Raw genomic sequence first — 20,637 nt, forward strand, 5'->3', positions numbered from 1 at the left:
GAGGGATCATGATGAGTTTAGCCGGTATAGGTGTAATTTTTATAGGTGTGGCTTTTCTTGTGTTAGCCGTTTACCTGTCATGGACGTTGAATAATTTGGCAAACGTTCTGCGGGGAATTGAAAAAACAGTTGATCAATTACCGGATCAGTTGGATGATATCTTTCGGGAAACCGGAACACTTCTTAATAATACGAATGATACGATAACAGACGTGAATAAAAAACTTCGAACAATCAGTCCATTATTTTATATTGTAGAAGATGTCGGAGAAATGTCCAGAAAGTTAACCACACCATTAGCAAATTTCAGTGTATCCATGAAAAAGAAGTCGGAAGAAAAGGATAAAGCCGAATGAAAAATCCCCTAAGGTAAGGGGATTTTTATTTTTTCCTCTGAAAAATACAATAACCTAATGCTGCTGCGCCGTATATCCATTCAAGATTTTTTTGTTTTACGACACTATCTTTTTCCGCTTTATCGCTCATGTCACCTGAAATATTTACCAGGGTGGATGAAAGTTTGCCTGCAGTTTCCATAATATTTCCGACAATTGCCAGAATCGGGCCTAAACGGTTCATTTGCTTATTTACTGAATGCAGTGTGTCATTTACGTTGCTAAGCGTACTTTTTAACGTACCGGTTACATCGGCAATTTGCTGTGGAAGCGGATCTGTTGTTTTTTGCAGACTTGCAATAACCGATGTAAGATTCTTAAGCGGCTTAACCAATAGTACTACCAATCCAAGGAGTGCGAGCCCAATAATAAGTACCCCAATACCTAACCAATCCATGTTTAATTGCTCCCTTCATATAAAATTATTATTTCTATAAGTATATACCTCTCACTAAGTTAATCATAAACAACAATCTTGTCCCATACAATAGTTAAAGCTAAATAATAAGGGGCGAATACGATGGACAAGTTTGGGAAGGTGCTTATTTGGGGAGTAGGTTTTGTCATTTTAGCCTTACTTATTCAATTTCCGATAAAACAAACGAATACGACATGGGATACCTGGTCCCTGCCATTATCGGGAAAGACGATTGTAATTGACCCGGGACACGGGGGACCTGATGGCGGTGCGGTTGGGAAGGACGATACACTGGAAAAAGATATTACGCTCAAGGTGGCAAAAAAAGTACGGGATTACCTGCAGCAGTCTGGCGCGCTTGTATATTTGACCCGGGAGAAGGATATGGATTTAGCAGACAAAGATACAGATGGACTTTCACGACGGAAATCACAGGATATCCGCAGGCGGCTGGAAATTATCCATGACAAAAATGCGGATTTCTTCATAACACTTCATTTGAACGCATTATCATCCAGTAAATGGAGCGGCGCTCAGACATTTTACTATCCAAAGTACGATAAAAGCAGGCATCTGGCAAAAATGATTCAAGCTGAAATCATTCGTAATCTGGAAAATACAACGAGGGAATCGCTGCCGCTGAACGGTATGTATTTACTGAAACATGCAGAGGTTCCAGGTACACTTGTCGAGATCGGCTTTCTGTCAAACGAGCATGAACGTGAACATTTGAAGAATGAGGAATACCAGCGGAAAATGGCCGGAAGCATTTATGAGGGAATCCTCCGGTATGTTACAGAAGAACCTGAAGAAGAAGATTAAACCATCCAGCTGTCTAGCTCCAGCGCCCAGCGACTAGCGAGACTTCCTTCACCTCCGTACGATAAGGCAACATCGATTCGAAGTTTAAGGAAGGCCAACTAAATTCGGCCTTGCCGGCCAACGTTGGCACACCCCTGATGCAGGGGCGTGTTTTCTTTATCTCCTACGGTAGAATGGTCAGTTAAGTTCGCCGCTTTGCGCGGCAACACTGACCCACCCGCGATGCGCGGGCGCAGTCCGTACGTCGCTAATCGGGCGCTTCCGCTTTTCCATATGATTCATATCACTTAGAATCTGCATGATTTATGTTATACTAGCGTTGTGTGCAAATAAGATGAATTCACTTTGTATATAAGGACGCTAGAAAGGGATGGTGACGAATCATGCTAACGGAAGAACAAGTGCGGGAACTGCTGCATCCGGTTAGGGATCCATTTTTACATAGAACGCTTGAGGAAACAGGCGGCGTAAATAAAGTTACGATTAAAGAAGAGAAAAAGCATGTCAGTGTAAAAATCGGTATCGGTAAAACAAACACTGCAGAACAAATGGAACTGCAGCAGGAAATTGTCGGCATTTTGAAGAAAAACGGTGCAAACACTGTCGGATTACGCTTTGAACAATTACCTGATGAGATCATTCAAAAATATCAGCCTGCCGCAGAAGCTGAACAGGAAAAGTCACTACTGGGCGGTGCAAAGCATCCTAACTTTATCGCTGTTGCCAGTGGAAAAGGCGGAGTTGGTAAATCCACCGTTACGGTTAACCTGGCCATGTCATTAATGCGCCTTGGCAAAAAAGTCGGTATCATTGACGCGGATATTTACGGATTTAGTGTTCCGGACATGATGGGTGTTGAAGAAAGGCCTGCCGTCCGCGGTGAAAAAATAATTCCGGTTGAGCGGTTCGGGGTAAAAGTTATTTCTATGGGCTTTTTCGTGGAGGACAACTCCCCAATTATTTGGCGCGGACCGATGCTTGGTAAAATGCTGAACAGCTTCTTCAAGGAAGTAGAATGGGGCGACCTGGACTATCTGCTCCTTGACCTGCCGCCAGGAACCGGTGACATTGCAATGGATGTACACGAACTGCTTCCAACTTGTAAAGAAGTAATTGTGTCTACTCCACATCCAACAGCTGCATTTGTGGCGGCTCGTGCCGGTCAGATGGCACTGAAAACGGACCATGAAATATTAGGTATTGTTGAAAACATGGCCTATTTTGAAAGTAAGAAAACAGGTGAGAAAGAATATGTATTTGGTAAAGGTGGCGGCCAAAAACTTGCTGAAGTGTTAAAAACAAAAGTCCTTGGCCAATTACCTTTACAGCAGCCTTATGAAGAAGAGGACGTGTTTGCTCCTTCTGTTTATCAGCAGGATCATCCACTCGGAAAAGAATACCATAAAATTGCATCCAAAATTGTTGCAAAAGTAGAGGAAGAATAAAAAACAGAGGTGGCGTTGATGCCATCTCTGTTTTATTAATTAGGCTCCACCGCCGGACCCTCCGCCGGATCCGCCACCGGAACCTCCTGAACCGCCAGAGCCACCGCCGCCCTGGGATTGCTGGCCGCCTTCCTGTTTACTTTTTTCCTCAGCAGCCTTTAGCAATATCTCGGTCATTTTTGCCTGGAAAAGCGGTGTCTGGAGGGTTTGTTGAATGGTTTCCTCCAAATGTTTGCGGAATTCCTGGCCTTTCATTACGCTCAGCATTTGTTTGTTTATTTCAGGGTTTTTCATCAGATCGAGCATTTGTTGTTGAAATTTTGAATCATTCATTAACTCCTTCATCAATTTCTTATGCTCTTCAGCCATGGATTTTGCATAAGTTTTAACGAATTGCGGATCGTCGAATAGTTTCTTCCACATTTCTTTTGATTTATCGGAGGAAAGCACTTCTTCTATTGATTTTTTAACAACATCAGACTCCATAACAAGTTGTTCTTTTAACTTTTTGTCTGACAAAATTTCTTTAATTGCTTTTTTGCCATCTTCTGTCTGTAATATATCAACCACCATTTTTTTCGTTGTGTCATAATCGGCTTCCTTACCTGTGGCGCCTTGTCCATTACACGCGGAAATAAATATGATGGATAACATGATCAGTGAAATAAGAATCTTACGGACCAATGCGTAATCCTCCTTCCTCTCATGTTTAATATGAGTGAAATGAGGAAAAAATATGCGCTTCATGGAGGAAAAAAGCATCTGTTCGTGATAAAATATGATTTGAACTGCTTAAACATAGTTGTAAATCTAGGAGGAAATCAGCTTGAATAGTCGTAAGTGGGTAAACATGTTTTTGAAAACATTACTGATTGGTGGTGTAGCAGGATTAATCACCAGCTTTTTTGTAAAATCTGCTTTATATGCAAGTTTTTTCAACCCATTTGATTTTATGGAAGTTCTCATGTTGTTTATATATCATATTGGATTTGGTCTGTTAGTCAGTGTTGTCAGTCAAACCGGCTTTTTTGCATATTTGTTTTTAAATCAATTGGGCTTGGGCCTGTTTCGGACATTTTGGCCGACGGTGCAAGTGTTACTGATTGCATTTGTCGTCTTCGATTTAGTTTATTTTCCATATAATGCAGCAGACGGAGAGGTTTCTTTATTTCTATTTATTCTAATGGCAGCAGCTATACTCGGGTATGGATGGATTATTGCAAAAATAAAAGCCCGCGAGACAAATCAGCGAGCATTCATTCCAGCGCTGTTTCTGATGGTAGTTATGACTACAATCGAGTGGATACCCGGGCTGCGCACAAGCGGAACTGATTATGCATGGTTAATGATTATTCCACTGCTTGCCTGCAATACATATCAGTTGCTTATCTTGCACAGGATAACAGGAAGTCAGTCGAATGGCAGTGATAAGAAGACCACAGTAAAGGCAAGTTCAAAAAACGTATAATGTGTGACCCTAATGTTTTCCGATGACATTAGGGTTTTTTATTCAACAATTTTTGACTCCGCATGTGCCTGGTTGATCAGTTCAGATATCGAAACAAATTGAAAACCTTTATTTTTCAACCCGGGCAGAATCGTTTGTAATGCCTTACCCGTTTGTTTTACGGAATCTGAAGCATGCATTAAGATAATATCCCCGTTCGATGTTTGTTTCATTACAATATTGGTTATTTTTTGGGTACCTGGATTCTTCCAGTCATTTGGATTCACATTCCAATGGATTACCTTGAATCCCATTTCTTCAGCTAATTTAATAATTTCTTTATTAAAATGTCCGCTCGGAGGACGCAGCAGTTCAATGTCCTCATACCCGAGTTTACCAAATACTTCTTTTGCATGTGCTAAATCTTTGCGTACTGCGTCCAGCTCCTGGTCCAGATAACTTTTGTAGCGATACCCAAGCATGCCCAATTCATGCTCTCCTTCTGTTATTTTTTCAAGTATTTTCGGATGTCGTTCGGCCCACTCTCCACTGACAAAAAAGGTTGCTTGTACCTGTTTTTGCTTCAAATCCTTCAGAATGTCATGAACTTTCTCCTCCCCCCAGCTAATATTAAAGGTTAACGCTATATTCGGTTCATTAGCATCTCCTTTCGTAAGTGCTGTGGGTTCTTCTTTTGAGAATGCAGAAAATGCCCCATCACTTTGAAACCATAAAAAGGCAGCGGTAAAGAAAGCAAATAACATTACAATTAACCAGCGTTTCCATTTATGGAACCGTAAAACGTAAAAATGATCCATTACACCATTCCTCCTCTCTAATGTTTATTTTATGAAGGAAAATCAGTAATATGAACAAGCTGTCTGCTTAATCAACTACAAAATTTTAGCGAAATATGGATGAAAAAATAAAATTTGGGGTATTAGTAAGATGAATACAGGGTATGTATAATATATCCCGCTTCGGATTAGTTCTGCATAAGTTAAATTAAATGAAAATATCTACCGACGTAATCTGATGCTAAACACGACTGAATATGATATCATCTTTTGTCGGATGATAGTGATAGAAAAAATAGGGTGAAGAGATAAAAGATAAAAACAGATTACTGATTAGCTGAAGAAGGACAGGTGAATACAATGTTAGGACTATTGATTAAAGATGTAGAACAAAAGGAAATGGAATATTTACTGAAACGTGAGCTGGAAGAACTGTTAATGGATTTGGAGGATCATCGAATCGATCAGATGGTTAAGCATGCTATGCGTGAAAGATATTCGGTTCTATTTAATCTATTTCGTCGATTTGCCAGTGAACAGGAATGCATGAAGTACATGCCCAAGCGTATTGGAAACGAAGAGAAATGATCGTTTGAATTATATTATTTGATAGTATCGATAGCAAAAGCCAAAAAATCATTTAAAATTGTTTTATGGTTTTTTGGTTTTTCTATTGAACTTATCACTTAATTATGCTATATTATTTTTTGTTGTCGGTTAAAAAAATAACGAATTAAACAAAGGAAAATTCGCTTTAAAAAAAGTTATTGACATTTATCCGCAACCATGATAAATTGTATTTCGTCGCAAAAAACGACAAAGGAATTATTGATCTTTGAAAACTGAACAAAACAACCAAACAGATGTCAGAGGTAAGAGGTCGGAAGTCAGATTACAGTAATCTGACTGAAGGCTTCGACCCTCGAATCAATTTTTAAAGCTAAGACAATGATATGGTTGACGGTGTCAATCATATACAAACTTTTTTGGAGAGTTTGATCTTGGCTCAGGACGAACGCTGGCGGCGTGCCTAATACATGCAAGTCGAGCGCGTGAAGCAGGCAATCACCCTTCGGGGTGAGCGCCTGTGGAACGAGCGGCGGACGGGTGAGTAACACGTGGGCAACCTGCCTGTAAGATTGGGATAACCCCGGGAAACCGGGGCTAATACCGGATAACACTTTATCTCGCATGAGTTGAAGTTGAAAGGCGGCTTTTAGCTGTCACTTACAGATGGGCCCGCGGCGCATTAGCTAGTTGGTGAGGTAAAAGCTTACCAAGGCGACGATGCGTAGCCGACCTGAGAGGGTGATCGGCCACACTGGGACTGAGACACGGCCCAGACTCCTACGGGAGGCAGCAGTAGGGAATCATCCGCAATGGACGAAAGTCTGACGGTGCAACGCCGCGTGAGTGATGAAGGTTTTCGGATCGTAAAACTCTGTTGTCAGGGAAGAACAAGTACAAGAGTAACTGCTTGTACCTTGACGGTACCTGACCAGAAAGCCCCGGCTAACTACGTGCCAGCAGCCGCGGTAATACGTAGGGGGCAAGCGTTGTCCGGAATTATTGGGCGTAAAGCGCGCGCAGGCGGTCTTTTAAGTCTGATGTGAAATCTTGCGGCTTAACCGCAAGCGGTCATTGGAAACTGGAGGGCTTGAGTGCAGAAGAGGAGAGTGGAATTCCACGTGTAGCGGTGAAATGCGTAGAGATGTGGAGGAACACCAGTGGCGAAGGCGACTCTCTGGTCTGTAACTGACGCTGAGGCGCGAAAGCGTGGGGAGCGAACAGGATTAGATACCCTGGTAGTCCACGCCGTAAACGTTGAGTGCTAGGTGTTAGGGGGTTTCCGCCCCTTAGTGCTGAAGTTAACGCATTAAGCACTCCGCCTGGGGAGTACGGCCGCAAGGCTGAAACTCAAAAGAATTGACGGGGGCCCGCACAAGCGGTGGAGCATGTGGTTTAATTCGAAGCAACGCGAAGAACCTTACCAGGTCTTGACATCCTCTGAAAGCTCTAGAGATAGAGTGTTCCCTTCGGGGACAGAGTGACAGGTGGTGCATGGTTGTCGTCAGCTCGTGTCGTGAGATGTTGGGTTAAGTCCCGCAACGAGCGCAACCCTTGATCTTAGTTGCCAGCATTCAGTTGGGCACTCTAAGGTGACTGCCGGTGACAAACCGGAGGAAGGTGGGGATGACGTCAAATCATCATGCCCCTTATGACCTGGGCTACACACGTGCTACAATGGATGGAACAAAGGGCAGCGAAGCCGCGAGGTGAAGCAAATCCCATAAAACCATTCTCAGTTCGGACTGCAGGCTGCAACTCGCCTGCATGAAGCCGGAATCGCTAGTAATCGCGGATCAGCATGCCGCGGTGAATACGTTCCCGGGCCTTGTACACACCGCCCGTCACACCACGAGAGTTGGCAACACCCGAAGTCGGTGAGGTAACCTTTTGGAGCCAGCCGCCGAAGGTGGGGCCAATGATTGGGGTGAAGTCGTAACAAGGTAGCCGTATCGGAAGGTGCGGCTGGATCACCTCCTTTCTAAGGATAATTAGATGGAACGCTGGGAGGGGCTTCTTACGAAGCTCCCCCGGTAAGGGCATATGTGGTTGTTTGGTTCAGTTTTGAGAGATTAACTTTTCTCTTAAAACATAGATGGGCCTGTAGCTCAGCTGGTTAGAGCGCACGCCTGATAAGCGTGAGGTCGGTGGTTCGAGTCCACTCAGGCCCACCATCTATAATGCATTTGGGGCCTTAGCTCAGCTGGGAGAGCGCCTGCCTTGCACGCAGGAGGTCAGCGGTTCGATCCCGCTAGGCTCCATTTTTGTACCTTGAAAACTAAATAAGAGTAATCAACGACATCAATTAAAAGCAAGGCTAATTTATTAGTAACGCTTATTCATTGTAAGATAGTTAAGTGAAGAAGGGCGCACGGTGAATGCCTTGGCACTAGGAGCCGAAGAAGGACGGGACTAACACCGATATGCCCCGGGGAGTCGTAAGTAGACTTCGATCCGGGGATTTCCGAATGGGGGAACCCGCTGTTCGTAATGGAGCAGTACTTGTGTCTGAATACATAGGGCACAAGAGGCATACCCGGGGAACTGAAACATCTCAGTACCCGGAGGAAGAGAAAGCAAACGCGATTTCCCAAGTAGCGGCGAGCGAAACGGAAACAGCCCAAACCAGAAAGCTTGCTTTCTGGGGTTGTAGGACACTCCATTGGAGTTACCAAGAAATACGTTAGATGAATCGACCTGGAATGGTCAGCCGAAGAAGGTAAGAGCCCTGTAGTTGAAAGCGTGTTTCCTCCGGAGTGGATCCTGAGTACGGCGGAACACGAGGAATTCCGTCGGAATCCGGGAGGACCATCTCCCAAGGCTAAATACTCCCTAGTGACCGATAGTGAACCAGTACCGTGAGGGAAAGGTGAAAAGCACCCCGGGAGGGGAGTGAAAGAGAACCTGAAACCGTGTGCCTACAAGTAGTCGAAGCCCGTTAATGGGTGACGGCGTACCTTTTGTAGAATGGACCGGCGAGTTACGATCGTATGCAAGGTTAAGTGGCAGACACGGAGCCGCAGCGAAAGCGAGTCTGAACAGGGCGAAATAGTATACGGTCGCAGACCCGAAACCGTGTGATCTACCCATGTCCAGGGTGAAGGTCAGGTAACACTGACTGGAGGCCCGAACCCACGTATGTTGAAAAATGCGGGGATGAGGTGTGGGTAGGGGTGAAATGCCAATCGAACACGGAGATAGCTGGTTCTCTCCGAAATAGCTTTAGGGCTAGCCTCAAGGTAGGCGTACTGGAGGTAGAGCACTGATTGGATGAGGGGCCCTCACCGGGTTACCAAATTCAGTCAAACTCCGAATGCCAGCTACGTATCCTTGGGAGTCAGACTATGGGTGATAAGGTTCATAGTCGAAAGGGAAACAGCCCAGACCGCCAGCTAAGGTCCCAAAGTATACGTTAAGTGGAAAAGGATGTGGAGTTGCCCAGACAACCAGGATGTTGGCTTAGAAGCAGCCATCATTTAAAGAGTGCGTAATAGCTCACTGGTCGAGTGACTCTGCGCCGAAAATGTACCGGGGCTAAACGTATCACCGAAGCTGCGGAAGCAGAGGTCAGATGCCAGAGGTCGGAAGTCAGAAGTGAGGGAAGACTGTGATCAAACACTATAAAGATCTAAGGATTTATCAACAATCTTATGAGCTTGCTTTAAAAGTTCATCAAATCAGCTTAGAATTCCCCAACTTTGAAACGTATGAACTTGGTGCACAAATAAGAAGAGCTGCTCTTTCTATTCCTGCAAATATTGCGGAGGGATATGGAAAGAAGGATTCAGTGAATGATTTCAAGCGGTTCCTTAAAATATCACTTGGTTCTAATAATGAAGTCAAGGTAATGATAGACTTCGCTAAAGACCTAAAGTATCTGGATGAACAGAAATATACGTATCTCTTTCAGCAATATGAAGAGTTAGGCAAACAGATTTATTCCTTAATACAAAAGTGGAAATGAATCTGACTTCTAATTTCTGGCATCTGACTTCTGTTTGGTAGGAGAGCGTTCCAGGTGCTGTGAAGTCAGACCGTGAGGACTGGTGGAGCGTCTGGAAGTGAGAATGCCGGTATGAGTAGCGAAAAAAGAGTGAGAATCTCTTTCACCGAAAGCCTAAGGTTTCCTGAGGAAGGCTCGTCCTCTCAGGGTTAGTCGGGACCTAAGCCGAGGCCGAAAGGCGTAGGCGATGGACAACAGGCAGATATTCCTGTACCACCTCATGAGCGTTTGAATGATGGGGGGACGCAGTAGGATAAGGAAAGCGCACCGATGGATGTGTGCGTCCAAGCAGTGAGGGAGTTGGATAGGTAAATCCGTCCAACAATTCCAAGCTGTGACGGGGAGGGAAATATAGTACCGAAGTTCCGGATTTCACACTGCCAAGAAAAGCCTCTAGTGAGTTCATAGGTGCCCGTACCGCAAACCGACACAGGTAGGCGAGGAGAGAATCCTAAGGTGAGCGGGAGAACTCTCGTTAAGGAACTCGGCAAAATGACCCCGTAACTTCGGGAGAAGGGGTGCTCCTTTAAGGAGGAGCCGCAGTGAATAGGCCCAAGCGACTGTTTAGCAAAAACACAGGTCTCTGCGAAGCCGAAAGGCGAAGTATAGGGGCTGACACCTGCCCGGTGCTGGAAGGTTAAGGGGAAGCGTTAGGCCTTCGGCCGAAGCGTAGAACCGAAGCCCCAGTAAACGGCGGCCGTAACTATAACGGTCCTAAGGTAGCGAAATTCCTTGTCGGGTAAGTTCCGACCCGCACGAAAGGTGCAACGACTTGGGCACTGTCTCAACGAGAGACCCGGTGAAATTATACGATGTGTGAAGATGCACATTACCCGCGACAGGACGGAAAGACCCCGTGGAGCTTTACTGTAGCCTGATATTGAATGTTGGTACAGCTTGTACAGGATAGGTGGGAGCCATCGAAACCGGAGCGCCAGCTTCGGTGGAGGCACCCGTGGGATACCACCCTGGCTGTACGGACATTCTAACCCAGGGCCGTGATCCGGTCCGGAGACAGTGTCAGGCGGGCAGTTTGACTGGGGCGGTCGCCTCCCAAAAGGTAACGGAGGCGCCCAAAGGTTCCCTCAGAATGGTTGGAAATCATTCGCAGAGTGTAAAGGCAGAAGGGAGCTTGACTGCGAGACCTACAAGTCGAGCAGGGACGAAAGTCGGGCTTAGTGATCCGGTGGTTCCGCATGGAAGGGCCATCGCTCAACGGATAAAAGCTACCCCGGGGATAACAGGCTTATCTCCCCCAAGAGTTCACATCGACGGGGAGGTTTGGCACCTCGATGTCGGCTCATCGCATCCTGGGGCTGTAGTCGGTCCCAAGGGTTGGGCTGTTCGCCCATTAAAGCGGTACGCGAGCTGGGTTCAGAACGTCGTGAGACAGTTCGGTCCCTATCCGTCGTGGGCGCTGGAAGTTTGAGAGGAGCTGTCCTTAGTACGAGAGGACCGGGATGGACACACCGCTGGTGTACCAGTTGTTCCGCCAGGAGCATAGCTGGGTAGCTACGTGTGGCAAGGATAAGTGCTGAAAGCATCTAAGCATGAAGCCCCCCTCAAGATGAGACTTCCCATCACTTCAAGTGAGTAAGATCCCTCAGAGACGATGAGGTAGATAGGTTCGAGGTGGAAGCGTGGTGACACGTGGAGCTGACGGATACTAATCGATCGAGGACTTAACTAAAAAGTTATTGATGGCGTTGATATAAAGCTCTTATTTAGTTTTCAGGGTATAATTCCCTATATGTTTTTGTCTGGTAGCAATAGCGGAGAGGACACACCTGTTCCCATGCCGAACACAGCAGTTAAGCTCTCCAGCGCCGATGGTAGTTGGGGCTTTGCCCCTGCAAGAGTAGGACGCCGCCAGGCAATTTTTGTATATTTTTTTACTGCTTATCATGGATATCTTGATAAATGCAATGCTTAAGATTATTCCACAGTAGCTCAGCGGTAGAGCAATCGGCTGTTAACCGATCGGTCGTAGGTTCGAGTCCTACCTGTGGAGCCATTTTTATGCTTCCATAGCTCAGTCGGTAGAGCACTTCCATGGTAAGGAAGGGGTCAGCGGTTCAAGTCCGCTTGGAAGCTCTATAACAGATACGCCTTAACACCTTGTAGAACGAGGGGGTTAAGGCGTTTTTTTATATTGGTACAGTTTAGGGTGACTTTGAGTGATACAGGCATTTTTGGGGAAAATTAAAGTAAATCCGTATCCAGTGGGGGACAAGGTATCCTTTTTGCCTGCATAATCAATGAAATAAATAGAGTAATACTTCACCAACTTGTTGTTGATAGGTAACACTTTTTTTATTCTAATTTACTGGGTTTTATCCCGAAGACTTAATTCAAGCTGCTGTATAAAGTTCAAAATATAATGATGAAACTAAAAAGTAAGTAAATACGTATTACTTTTAGTAAATATTCAGTTACGAGCAATATATTAATAATATATAAGTTGGGCAATAACGATAAGTTGAAAAGTAAATTATTCTTCAGTTTAAGGAAGGTGGAAACCATGATTTGGGTATATTTTTTAGTAATCCCAGTCACCCTTATTTTATTAATCGCCTTTGTTTTCGACAAAAAACACAACATTAAAAAAGTACGTAAGGTGGACGATGTAAAGATCAATAAAATATGGGCAGATGCGGATAAAAAACCTTTTTAATATTTGTGTAAGAATAAAATCTTGGTAATGTAATGGCTTTTAATCGTGCTTACTTAACAACATAGGTAAGACTAGATTAATTAAGTAAGAGATAAGTTTTTAAAGGATATATCTCTTTCATAATTAATATTGTTTAATGAAGCAGGCATATAACTTTTCAGTCACTAATACTTGTCTTATTTAACCTGTATTTTCCATCAATGGAAGGTGCAGTTTTTTTGTGGACAAATTTATGTCAAATAGTGTCCATATAAGTTATACAGCCAATTAAGCATCATTATATTTTGACAAAATAGTACAATGGGTGGATTTTTAATTAGATAGAAGGATTTTAATGGAGCGAATAGAATTAGTATGTATGTCAATTTCCCATAGACATTCGTGAAACTAGTGGAGGGCGGGTGATGAAGGATGTCGAGAAAGTATCCTGAAATTGATGAAGTTATCAACTATATTCATCAGAATATCTATGATCCCCTTTCGCTTTCCCAGTTAGCTAAATATGCAGCTTACAGTCCATACCATTTTACGCGTATCTTCAAACAACAAACCGGACTTACACCTCAATACTATGTGTCTTCAGTCCGTCTGCAAAAGGCGAAAGATCTGCTCATGCACACGAATTTGAGTATACGTGACGTTGGTATGGAGATTGGGCAACAGAGCCTTGGAACGTTTACTACCCGCTTTACGGATCGGGTTGGACTGTCCCCTTCACATTTTAGAAATTCCATGCAGCAGGCGAATGAAGACTTTCAATCCTTAAAAAGAATTAATAAAATCCAGCCGTCACTGCCACTTTTAAATCAACATGTAAAGTTAGAAGGGAGCATTCAAGCCGAAGTTCCATTTGATGGTGTAGTTCTGATAGGGTTGTTTCCCAAGCCGATTCCCGAGGGGATGCCTCTTTATGGTACACTGCTGTTTTCTTTGGGGAAATTTTGTTTTTGCGATGTCAAACCTGGAATCTATTATTTGATGGCCACTTCTGTTTCGTGGGATATGCAGCCCATCGATTTTTTGCTCCCGCACCGAACATTACGCTACAAATCAAAAGGACCGATTATCGTTCATCAGAATGGCAGTGTTCCGTTTCTCCATGTTACACTCCGCACACCACGATTGGATGATCCGCCAATCTTGATTTCGTTGCCACGCCTGATGAACATTTTTTTGCACAGGATAAATATGTAAAAAGGAGTATATATTTTTAAAACAGCAATTCATAAGAAATCTCAACTTCGGAATTATGCTATGGTTCAGATATACAATCACCTATATGGGCAAAGAAGGTGTAATTTATGACAGTACAGTTGACGCCTCATATCGTTCTGGACGGAAAGTCAAAGGAAGCGTTCAATTTTATGAGAAAACATTGGACGCGAGAGTGCTGAATATGGTGACTTTTGGGGATATGCAAGGGCAGGGCTTTCCGCAAGCGTTGCATGACAATGTATTGCATGCGCTGGTCAGAATCGGGGAGTCGGATCTTATGTTTTCCGATTCGCATGAGGAACATTCCGTGCAACAGGTGAACAATGTACAGATGTGTATTACAACTGGTACTACAGACGTAGCTAATCAATTGTTCAGAGCATTAAAAGAAGACGCCCATGTGATTACCCCGATGGAGGAAAACTTTGTTAGTCCGGCTTTTGGAATGCTGACAGATAAGTATGGCATAACCTTTACCATTTTGGCGAAGAGGGAATAAGGAATCTATAAAATCTTTTCAAGAGGTGATTAAAATGAGTTTACAGCCAAAACATCTTTATGTAAATTTACCGGTTAAAGATCTCGACAAATCGGTCAGTTTTTTCACAAAATTAGGCTTTGAATTCTCTGCTGAATTTACGGATGAAAATGCGACTGGAATGATCATTAATGAAAATACGTTCGTGATGCTGCTTGTAGAGGATTTTTTCAAACAGTTTACCAATAAGGAATTGACAGATGCAACGAAAGGCACAGAAGCTATCATGGCGATATCTGCACAAAGCAGAGAACAAGTGGTTGAGATTGTAAACAAGGCTCTGGACGCCGGTGGAAAGCCTTCATATGGTATCGTTGACCATGGCTTTATGTATGGGGGAAGCTTTCAGGATATTGACGGACACCTGTGGGAAGTCATGTATATGGATGAAAGCGCAATGAGCCAGGGTCATGATTAAATGGAGTACCCGCAGCCTGCAGAATTGCGGCTAAGAATGTCAAAAAACAGTTAGGGTGAGTATCTATGAAAAAACAAATACTATTCATTCACAGCGCTGGTCCACAAGGCATGCACGAGGGAAGCAGTGATCTGATAGCATATTTACAAAAAAATCTCGGAGATAAATGCAATCTATTATATCCCGAAATGCCTGATCCGGAAGATCCGAAGTATAGACCTTGGAAAGAGCAGCTTGAAAGGGAAATTGCATTATTGGACAATGAGGTGATTTTGATTGGTCACTCTCTAGGGGCGGCAGTATTGCTGAAATATCTTTCCGAGGAAAAGTTCAGGCCATCCATCTCAGGATTATTTTTGATCGCATCACCATACTGGGGAAAGGACAATGATTGGCAATTTGAGGAATTCACCCTGGCAGATAACTTTACCGAAAATCTCCCTAAGATATCACAACTAGTTATATATCACAGCCGTAACGATGAAATAGTACCGTTTGCACATCTGGAGCATTACGCCAAAGCACTACCTCAGGCAGTAACCCATGTGGTTGAAGGTGCGGATCATGCTTTCAGTAGTGGACTGCCGGAGCTTGTTGATGATATTAAACATATGACAACGTTGAAAAAACGTTGAGTAATTGCTAGTAAAACTGTCCATTAGACTTTAAAATAGAGTAATAACAGTAGACAGCAGAAAATAATTTCTTTAACAGTGATCATCGAAATGGTGGTCTTTTTTCTTGAAATTCAAAGGATATTGTCATTTAGTATGTTAATATTGCACAATAAGTTGTTGATAGAATTATAAACATGTATACCAGAGTATGGAGGACAATTATGGAGAGGTGGAAAACGCTAGAATCGGAGTACTTACATAAAAGTCCATTCGGAAATATCAGGAAAGATAGATGTAAGCTTCCAAATGGATTGGTGATAGACGATTTTTGTATAAATGAATATCCTGATTGGGTGAATGCAGTTGTTATAACAAAGGAGGACAAAATCGTTCTGGTTGAACAATATCGTCATGCGGCAGAAGATTTTTTCCTGGAAATTCCTGCTGGAAAAAAAGAAGGTAATGAAACGGATGAGGAAGGATTGATACGGGAAGTTAAGGAAGAGACAGGCTACACTTCCTTGAGGGAACCTATTTTCTTAGGAGAGTTTATGGTGAATCCGGCAACTCAAAACAATAAGGTGAAAACTTATCTGTTGCAGGATGCATTTAAAGCACATGAACAGGACTTGGACGATACCGAAGCGATTAATGTTAAGTTGCTTGATTTCAGTAATATGGGAGAATTAATCAGAACCAATAAGATAAACACACAGTTATTTACAGCAAATGCATATCTAATGGCAAAGGACTTTCTCGCCGGAAGTTATTCAGAATAAAATGGACAGGAGAATGTAAGATGGAAATGCTCATAATTCTTGCACTGGCAGTGACAGTTTTAGAAGTGTTCGTTGCGGTTTTTTTGATAAAAAAACATAAAATGAAAGTCTGGCAGTCTCTGTATACTTCATTACCGGTAATTGTAATCGTTTGGATTGTCGCTCTCATGTATACATAAGAAGAAACACCCAAACTGTGAAGTTATTTGGGTGTTTCTTTTTTACGGGTAAATAATTTGTACACTTGTAATTGAATAAAAAAGACAACAATTGCTAACAGACAAAGGTTAAAATAATACCAAAAGCCGTTTCCCAGCAGATCAAGTGGTGTACTTGCTGTTGGCGTGTGTGACAGATAAAGATAGTTGGATTCCATAATTGGATTGAAAAAGACGCCGATTATAAAAGCAAATAGTAACAGGTAGCCATAGGTTTCAAGCATGGATTTTAAAGTGACTTTTACCGAACTGGTTGCCACCAGGAAGATACTGACCCATGATATTGACAGATGGTGAACAAAAAACTTCCAGAATCGGTAGTGCGGAAAGTCGTAAGGCAGTTCCGGAGTCACCAATGCTAAAAAAGCAGGAATCAGACCGATAAAAAAAGTGATTTGAATTAATTTTTTATTATAGGTTATTAATGCGATCATTCCGGTAATACCGGCGATTCCACAGAGATGCAGCGGCATATGTTCACTTAAACTCCATATACCGGTTATGGCAGTCCACGTTTGATAGGAAACTTCCGATATTAGTAACAAAATGAATAAAATCCAACGAATTGTGTTGTATAAATACGTGTTGTCCATGATTTTCCTGAATGCTATCGTGAACAGTACGATACCTGTAAAATAGATAACCAGCACAGTAATGTGGCTTGGACCAAATGCCACAAAGGGAGTGCCACCCAAAGTTAACAAGTTTCCCATATAATTCCCCCAATGGTTTATACGAATATCTTTCTGTATAAATACATTATATGTTGAAAAAAACTGTTTGAAAATAAAAATTTTATTTATCCACTTTACAAAGGTGTTTAATCTGTATATAATAAAATTCGTCGGTTTCCGACAAAACAATTCTTGAATATAATGTTTTATACATAAAAAAACCATTGCAAGGCCCGTTGGTCAAGTGGTTAAGACACCGCCCTTTCACGGCGGTAACACGGGTTCGAATCCCGTACGGGTCACCAATATGGAGGATTAGCTCAGCTGGGAGAGCACCTGCCTTACAAGCAGGGGGTCGCAGGTTCGAGCCCTGCATCCTCCACCATTTAATTGCCGTTTTAGCTCAATTGGCAAACCGCTAACATCACCGAATGTGCTACTATGTGCAGGTTTGCGAGGAGTGCAACTTCACCGAATTTACTTGCAACACGACAAGCACACAAAATGTTTGCACATAAATAAAAATAGAAACACTTTATAACAATATGCCGGTCTAGCTCAATTGGCAGAGCAACTGACTTGTAATCAGTAGGTTGGGGGTTCAATTCCTCTGGCCGGCACCATTTTTTATGTATAAATAACCTGATGAAGTTAACAATACATGCGGAGGGGTAGCGAAGTGGCTAAACGCGGCGGACTGTAAATCCGCTCCCTCAGGGTTCGGGAGTTCGAATCTCTCCCCCTCCACCATATTTTTTATTGGGCTATAGCCAAGCGGTAAGGCAACGGGTTTTGATCCCGTGACGCGCTGGTTCGAATCCAGCTAGCCCAGCCTTTTTTATTTTTGTACATAATTAGAGATTTTGCCTGCAACACGACGAGCACCCAGAGAATGCTCAGCATAAAAATCAAAAAACATCCATAACATGAGCCATTAGCTGGCCGCCAGCACCATCGAGTACGCTACCATGTGCAGGCCTGCGAGAAGTGCTGCTTCACCGAAATAACTTGCAACACGACGAGCACCTCATGAACGCTCACATTAAAATTAGAAAACATTCATAACATGAGCCATTAGCTCAGCTGGCAGAGCATCTGACTTTTAATCAGAGGGTCGGAGGTTCGAATCCTCCATGGCTCACTACCTATATTAAAAAACTCTAGCGGAAATACATAACACATATTATAATAGCAAATGAACAAGGTCGTTATGATTACCACCAGCAACCTTGTTTATTTGCATTTTTTGCTGTTTTTTTACATAATAGAAACAGTAATTTTAATAATTGACCTAACTAATTATAATGGCATATATTAATGATGATAGCCAAAAGGATGAGGCGCTATGGAAACTTCTAGAATTCCTAACTTTTACAACATGAGTGTTGAGGAACGAAGACACCTCCTTACTGAAATGGATTCTTTTACCGGAGAGGAAGCGGATTACTTATATTCAAAAGAACCGCTGCCGACTGAGACAGCGGATAAAATGATTGAAAATGTAATCGGAACGTTTCCACTTCCATTAGGTTTGGGATTGAATTTCTTAATAAATGGGAAAGAATATGTAGTACCAATGGCAATTGAGGAACCTTCTGTTGTTGCCTCAGCAAGTCATATCGCAAAAATAGTCAGAAATGCCGGCGGTTTTTCCACAGAAGCAACCGACCGGGTGATGACAGGTCAAATACAAGTTGTTGGCTGCCCTGATTTTGATGCAGCAAAGGAAACTATATTAAATGAAAAAGATGCGTTGATTAAAGACGCCAATGCTGCATATCCTAGTTTAGTAGCGAGGGGTGGCGGAGCAGAAGATCTGGAAGTAAGGATTTTAAATGAAGAATCGGATTCCCAATATGGCAAAATGCTCATCCTTCATGTTTATATAAATACATGTGATGCAATGGGTGCGAATATTATAAATACGATGGTTGAATCGTTGGCACCTACCATTGAACAGCTCACGGAAGGGAAAGTATATTTACGAATTCTTTCCAATTATCCTGATCGATGCCTTGCACGTGCACGTTGTGTTATTCCACCTGATTTACTCAAGACAGGCAATTTTTCAGGTGAAGAAGTGCGGGACGGCGTAATTCATGCATATGAGTTTGCTGCATCTGATCCTTATCGTGCGGTTACCCACAATAAAGGAACCATGAATGGAATTGACCCAATCGTTATTGCTACAGGCAATGACTGGCGTGCAGTTGAGGCTGGAGCTCATGCACATGCTGCACGAAACGGCAAATATGGTTCCATGACGGAATGGTACAAAGATGAGGAAGGGAACCTCGTTGGCGAATTGGAACTTCCTATGTCTGTAGGAATTGTCGGTGGCTCTATAAAAGTTCATCCAACCTCAAAGCTTGCTCATAAAATTTTGGATGTGGATACAGCACAGGAGTTGGCACAAGTTATGGTTGCTGTTGGACTTGCTCAAAACCTTGGTGCCCTCAAAGCCCTGGCAACAGATGGTATCCAAAAGGGTCATATGGCGTTACATTCTCGTTCTGTTGCTATTGCAGCAGGAGCGACAGGGGAGATGATTGATATCATTGCTGAACGTTTAATTGATGAAAAAGAAATCCGTGTTGGAAAAGCTAAAGAATTGGTGGAAGAATATATAAAATGAGTGCAGAAAAAGCAACAACTTCAGAACAAATAGCTATAGGTGTAGCTCATAGTAAATTGATTTTAATTGGGGAGCATGCAGTTGTACACGGGCAACCTGCAATCGCACTTCCATTCCCGCTGGTAGGGGTAGAATCGGTTATTGATTACGCACCAGGTAAAGTGAAGATTGACAGTACTTTTTATCATGGACCAATTGACGCTGCTCCGGAATCACTGGAGGGAATTGTTAATTGCATTAAGGCTACCTTAAATCATCTTCATTTACCATGTGAGGATATGTTAATCCGGATCAAATCATCCATACCGCCTGGAAAAGGGCTTGGCTCAAGTGCTTCTGTCGCAATTGCTGTGATCAAGTCTCTATTTTCCTACTTCGACCGGGGTTATACGGAGGAAGAGTTATTGGAATTAGCTAACATCTCAGAAACATATGCCCATGGTGTACCGAGTGGAATTGACACAATGACAATCACTTCGGAATCTCCGGTTTGGTATGAAAAAGAACAGCCAATCGAACTTATCAACCCGAAAGGTGATTTCCACTTTATCGTAGCAGATTCCGGAAGAGTGGGCGATACGCGTCTTGCTGTTGAGTCGGTTGCCAGTTTATTCAAATCAGCGCCAAGACGTATCCAGGCCAAGTTGGATCGGATAGGTGAATTAACACACCGGGCAAGAAATGCACTGGAAAGCGCCAGCAAGCATTTGCTTGGTCAGATGCTAAATGAGGCACAAAAAGAATTGGAAGCACTTGGAGTAAGTGATGCCGGCCTGAACAGACTGATTTACTTTGCACGGCAGGAAGGTGCCCTTGGTGCTAAATTAACCGGCGGCGGAAATGGCGGCTGTATTATTGCGTTGGCACGTAATGAAGTCCATTCCAGACAGTTAGCCGAAAAGCTGAAAAAATTCGGTGCACATGCAGTGTGGCCTTTTGTTTTAAGAAGAAAATCTGAGAAATTATAAGTAAAAA

Annotated in this window: 18 protein-coding genes, 10 tRNA genes and 3 rRNA genes; 27 read left to right on the plus strand and 4 right to left on the minus strand. The window is 43.1% G+C overall.

Annotated elements, in window-relative coordinates; translation table 11 throughout:
- Positions 1 to 11 precede the first annotated feature (11 nt).
- Positions 12 to 356 (plus strand): DUF948 domain-containing protein, encoded by a 345-nt coding sequence (locus G6R02_RS17740; RefSeq protein ID WP_164670713.1) that lies wholly within the window; start codon positions 12 to 14, stop codon positions 354 to 356.
- A gap of 25 nt (positions 357 to 381) precedes the next feature.
- Here G6R02_RS17740 and G6R02_RS17745 read toward each other — a convergent pair whose 3' ends face one another.
- Entirely contained in the window at positions 382 to 792 is a 411-nt protein-coding gene (locus G6R02_RS17745) for a DUF948 domain-containing protein (RefSeq protein WP_164670714.1), read from the minus strand.
- Between the two features lie 123 nt (positions 793 to 915).
- On the opposite strand from G6R02_RS17745, the gene cwlD reads away from it, so the two are divergent.
- Both cwlD and G6R02_RS17755 read left to right on the plus strand, forming a co-directional pair.
- Positions 916 to 1,635 (plus strand): N-acetylmuramoyl-L-alanine amidase CwlD, encoded by a 720-nt coding sequence (gene cwlD, locus G6R02_RS17750; RefSeq protein ID WP_164670715.1) that lies wholly within the window; start codon positions 916 to 918, stop codon positions 1,633 to 1,635.
- 383 nt (positions 1,636 to 2,018) lie between these two features.
- Positions 2,019 to 3,080 carry an Mrp/NBP35 family ATP-binding protein gene (locus G6R02_RS17755; protein ID WP_164670716.1) on the plus strand — a complete coding sequence of 354 codons (1,062 nt, stop codon included), beginning with the start codon at positions 2,019 to 2,021 and terminating at the stop codon, positions 3,078 to 3,080.
- A 39-nt stretch (positions 3,081 to 3,119) separates the two neighbouring features.
- Here the strand turns inward: G6R02_RS17755 and gerD are convergent, their stop codons facing one another.
- Complete coding sequence (gene gerD, locus G6R02_RS17760; protein ID WP_164670717.1) at positions 3,120 to 3,764, minus strand: spore germination lipoprotein GerD; 645 nt, start codon at positions 3,762 to 3,764, stop codon at positions 3,120 to 3,122.
- Positions 3,765 to 3,906: 142 nt separating this feature from the next.
- Between gerD and G6R02_RS17765 the strand changes: the two genes are divergently transcribed.
- Positions 3,907 to 4,548 carry a KinB-signaling pathway activation protein gene (locus tag G6R02_RS17765; RefSeq protein ID WP_164670718.1) on the plus strand — a complete coding sequence of 214 codons (642 nt, stop codon included), beginning with the start codon at positions 3,907 to 3,909 and terminating at the stop codon, positions 4,546 to 4,548.
- A gap of 38 nt (positions 4,549 to 4,586) precedes the next feature.
- On the opposite strand, the gene pdaB is transcribed toward G6R02_RS17765, so the two are convergent.
- Entirely contained in the window at positions 4,587 to 5,345 is a 759-nt protein-coding gene (pdaB, locus tag G6R02_RS17770; RefSeq protein ID WP_164670719.1) for a polysaccharide deacetylase family sporulation protein PdaB, read from the minus strand.
- Between the two features lie 339 nt (positions 5,346 to 5,684).
- Here pdaB and G6R02_RS17775 point away from each other — a divergent pair, with 339 nt between their 5' ends.
- The 15 genes from G6R02_RS17775 to G6R02_RS17845 all read left to right on the plus strand — a co-directional run bounded on the left by G6R02_RS17775 (position 5,685) and on the right by G6R02_RS17845 (position 16,314).
- Entirely contained in the window at positions 5,685 to 5,912 is a 228-nt protein-coding gene (locus tag G6R02_RS17775) for a hypothetical protein (protein ID WP_164671113.1), read from the plus strand.
- A 395-nt stretch (positions 5,913 to 6,307) separates the two neighbouring features.
- Positions 6,308 to 7,872 (plus strand): 16S ribosomal RNA (locus tag G6R02_RS17780).
- Positions 7,873 to 7,988: 116 nt separating this feature from the next.
- A tRNA-Ile gene (locus G6R02_RS17785) sits at positions 7,989 to 8,065 on the plus strand.
- 14 nt (positions 8,066 to 8,079) lie between these two features.
- Positions 8,080 to 8,152 (plus strand) — tRNA-Ala (locus tag G6R02_RS17790).
- Between the two features lie 90 nt (positions 8,153 to 8,242).
- Positions 8,243 to 11,584: ribosomal RNA gene (locus G6R02_RS17795) — 23S ribosomal RNA — on the plus strand.
- Between the two features lie 69 nt (positions 11,585 to 11,653).
- Positions 11,654 to 11,769: ribosomal RNA gene (gene rrf, locus G6R02_RS17800) — 5S ribosomal RNA — on the plus strand.
- The 16S, 23S and 5S rRNA genes sit together here with 4 tRNA genes alongside, the layout of an rRNA operon.
- Positions 11,770 to 11,833: 64 nt before the next feature.
- A tRNA-Asn gene (locus G6R02_RS17805) sits at positions 11,834 to 11,908 on the plus strand.
- Between the two features lie 7 nt (positions 11,909 to 11,915).
- Positions 11,916 to 11,988, plus strand: a tRNA-Thr gene (locus G6R02_RS17810).
- Between the two features lie 427 nt (positions 11,989 to 12,415).
- Positions 12,416 to 12,568 carry a hypothetical protein gene (locus G6R02_RS17815; protein WP_164670720.1) on the plus strand — a complete coding sequence of 51 codons (153 nt, stop codon included), beginning with the start codon at positions 12,416 to 12,418 and terminating at the stop codon, positions 12,566 to 12,568.
- Positions 12,569 to 12,979: 411 nt separating this feature from the next.
- The gene (locus tag G6R02_RS17820; protein ID WP_164670721.1) at positions 12,980 to 13,762 is read left to right on the plus strand and encodes a helix-turn-helix domain-containing protein; all 783 of its coding nucleotides are present in this window, start codon (positions 12,980 to 12,982) and stop codon (positions 13,760 to 13,762) included.
- Between the two features lie 55 nt (positions 13,763 to 13,817).
- Entirely contained in the window at positions 13,818 to 14,282 is a 465-nt protein-coding gene (locus tag G6R02_RS17825; RefSeq protein ID WP_164670722.1) for a VOC family protein, read from the plus strand.
- Between the two features lie 34 nt (positions 14,283 to 14,316).
- Complete coding sequence (locus tag G6R02_RS17830; protein WP_164670723.1) at positions 14,317 to 14,739, plus strand: VOC family protein; 423 nt, start codon at positions 14,317 to 14,319, stop codon at positions 14,737 to 14,739.
- 65 nt (positions 14,740 to 14,804) lie between these two features.
- Positions 14,805 to 15,374, plus strand: a complete 570-nt coding sequence (locus G6R02_RS17835; protein ID WP_164670724.1) for an RBBP9/YdeN family alpha/beta hydrolase — start codon at positions 14,805 to 14,807, stop codon at positions 15,372 to 15,374.
- A gap of 203 nt (positions 15,375 to 15,577) precedes the next feature.
- Positions 15,578 to 16,135: an NUDIX hydrolase gene (locus tag G6R02_RS17840; RefSeq protein WP_164670725.1), complete on the plus strand. Its 558-nt coding sequence runs from the start codon at positions 15,578 to 15,580 to the stop codon at positions 16,133 to 16,135.
- Between the two features lie 20 nt (positions 16,136 to 16,155).
- Positions 16,156 to 16,314: a hypothetical protein gene (locus G6R02_RS17845; protein WP_164670726.1), complete on the plus strand. Its 159-nt coding sequence runs from the start codon at positions 16,156 to 16,158 to the stop codon at positions 16,312 to 16,314.
- 23 nt (positions 16,315 to 16,337) lie between these two features.
- Here G6R02_RS17845 and G6R02_RS17850 read toward each other — a convergent pair whose 3' ends face one another.
- Positions 16,338 to 17,066 (minus strand): YwaF family protein, encoded by a 729-nt coding sequence (locus tag G6R02_RS17850; RefSeq protein ID WP_164670727.1) that lies wholly within the window; start codon positions 17,064 to 17,066, stop codon positions 16,338 to 16,340.
- A 191-nt stretch (positions 17,067 to 17,257) separates the two neighbouring features.
- Between G6R02_RS17850 and G6R02_RS17855 the strand changes: the two genes are divergently transcribed.
- The 8 genes from G6R02_RS17855 (at position 17,258) to mvk (ending at position 20,630) form a co-directional block, all read left to right on the plus strand.
- A tRNA-Glu gene (locus tag G6R02_RS17855) sits at positions 17,258 to 17,332 on the plus strand.
- Positions 17,333 to 17,336: 4 nt separating this feature from the next.
- Positions 17,337 to 17,412, plus strand: a tRNA-Val gene (locus G6R02_RS17860).
- A 162-nt stretch (positions 17,413 to 17,574) separates the two neighbouring features.
- Positions 17,575 to 17,650: transfer RNA gene (locus tag G6R02_RS17865), tRNA-Thr, on the plus strand.
- A 42-nt stretch (positions 17,651 to 17,692) separates the two neighbouring features.
- Positions 17,693 to 17,777: transfer RNA gene (locus G6R02_RS17870), tRNA-Tyr, on the plus strand.
- Between the two features lie 10 nt (positions 17,778 to 17,787).
- A tRNA-Gln gene (locus G6R02_RS17875) sits at positions 17,788 to 17,859 on the plus strand.
- Between the two features lie 236 nt (positions 17,860 to 18,095).
- A tRNA-Lys gene (locus tag G6R02_RS17880) sits at positions 18,096 to 18,168 on the plus strand.
- Between the two features lie 204 nt (positions 18,169 to 18,372).
- Positions 18,373 to 19,662: a hydroxymethylglutaryl-CoA reductase, degradative gene (locus G6R02_RS17885; protein ID WP_164670728.1), complete on the plus strand. Its 1,290-nt coding sequence runs from the start codon at positions 18,373 to 18,375 to the stop codon at positions 19,660 to 19,662.
- Positions 19,659 to 20,630, plus strand: coding sequence for a mevalonate kinase (mvk, locus tag G6R02_RS17890; protein WP_164670729.1), 972 nt, complete (start codon positions 19,659 to 19,661; stop codon positions 20,628 to 20,630). Before G6R02_RS17885 ends, mvk begins: the two co-directional genes overlap by 4 nt.
- Positions 20,631 to 20,637: the final 7 nt, after the last annotated feature.

Source organism: Virgibacillus doumboii, assembly GCF_902806455.1.
Taxonomy (GTDB): Bacteria; Bacillota; Bacilli; order Bacillales; family Amphibacillaceae; genus Lentibacillus; species Lentibacillus doumboii.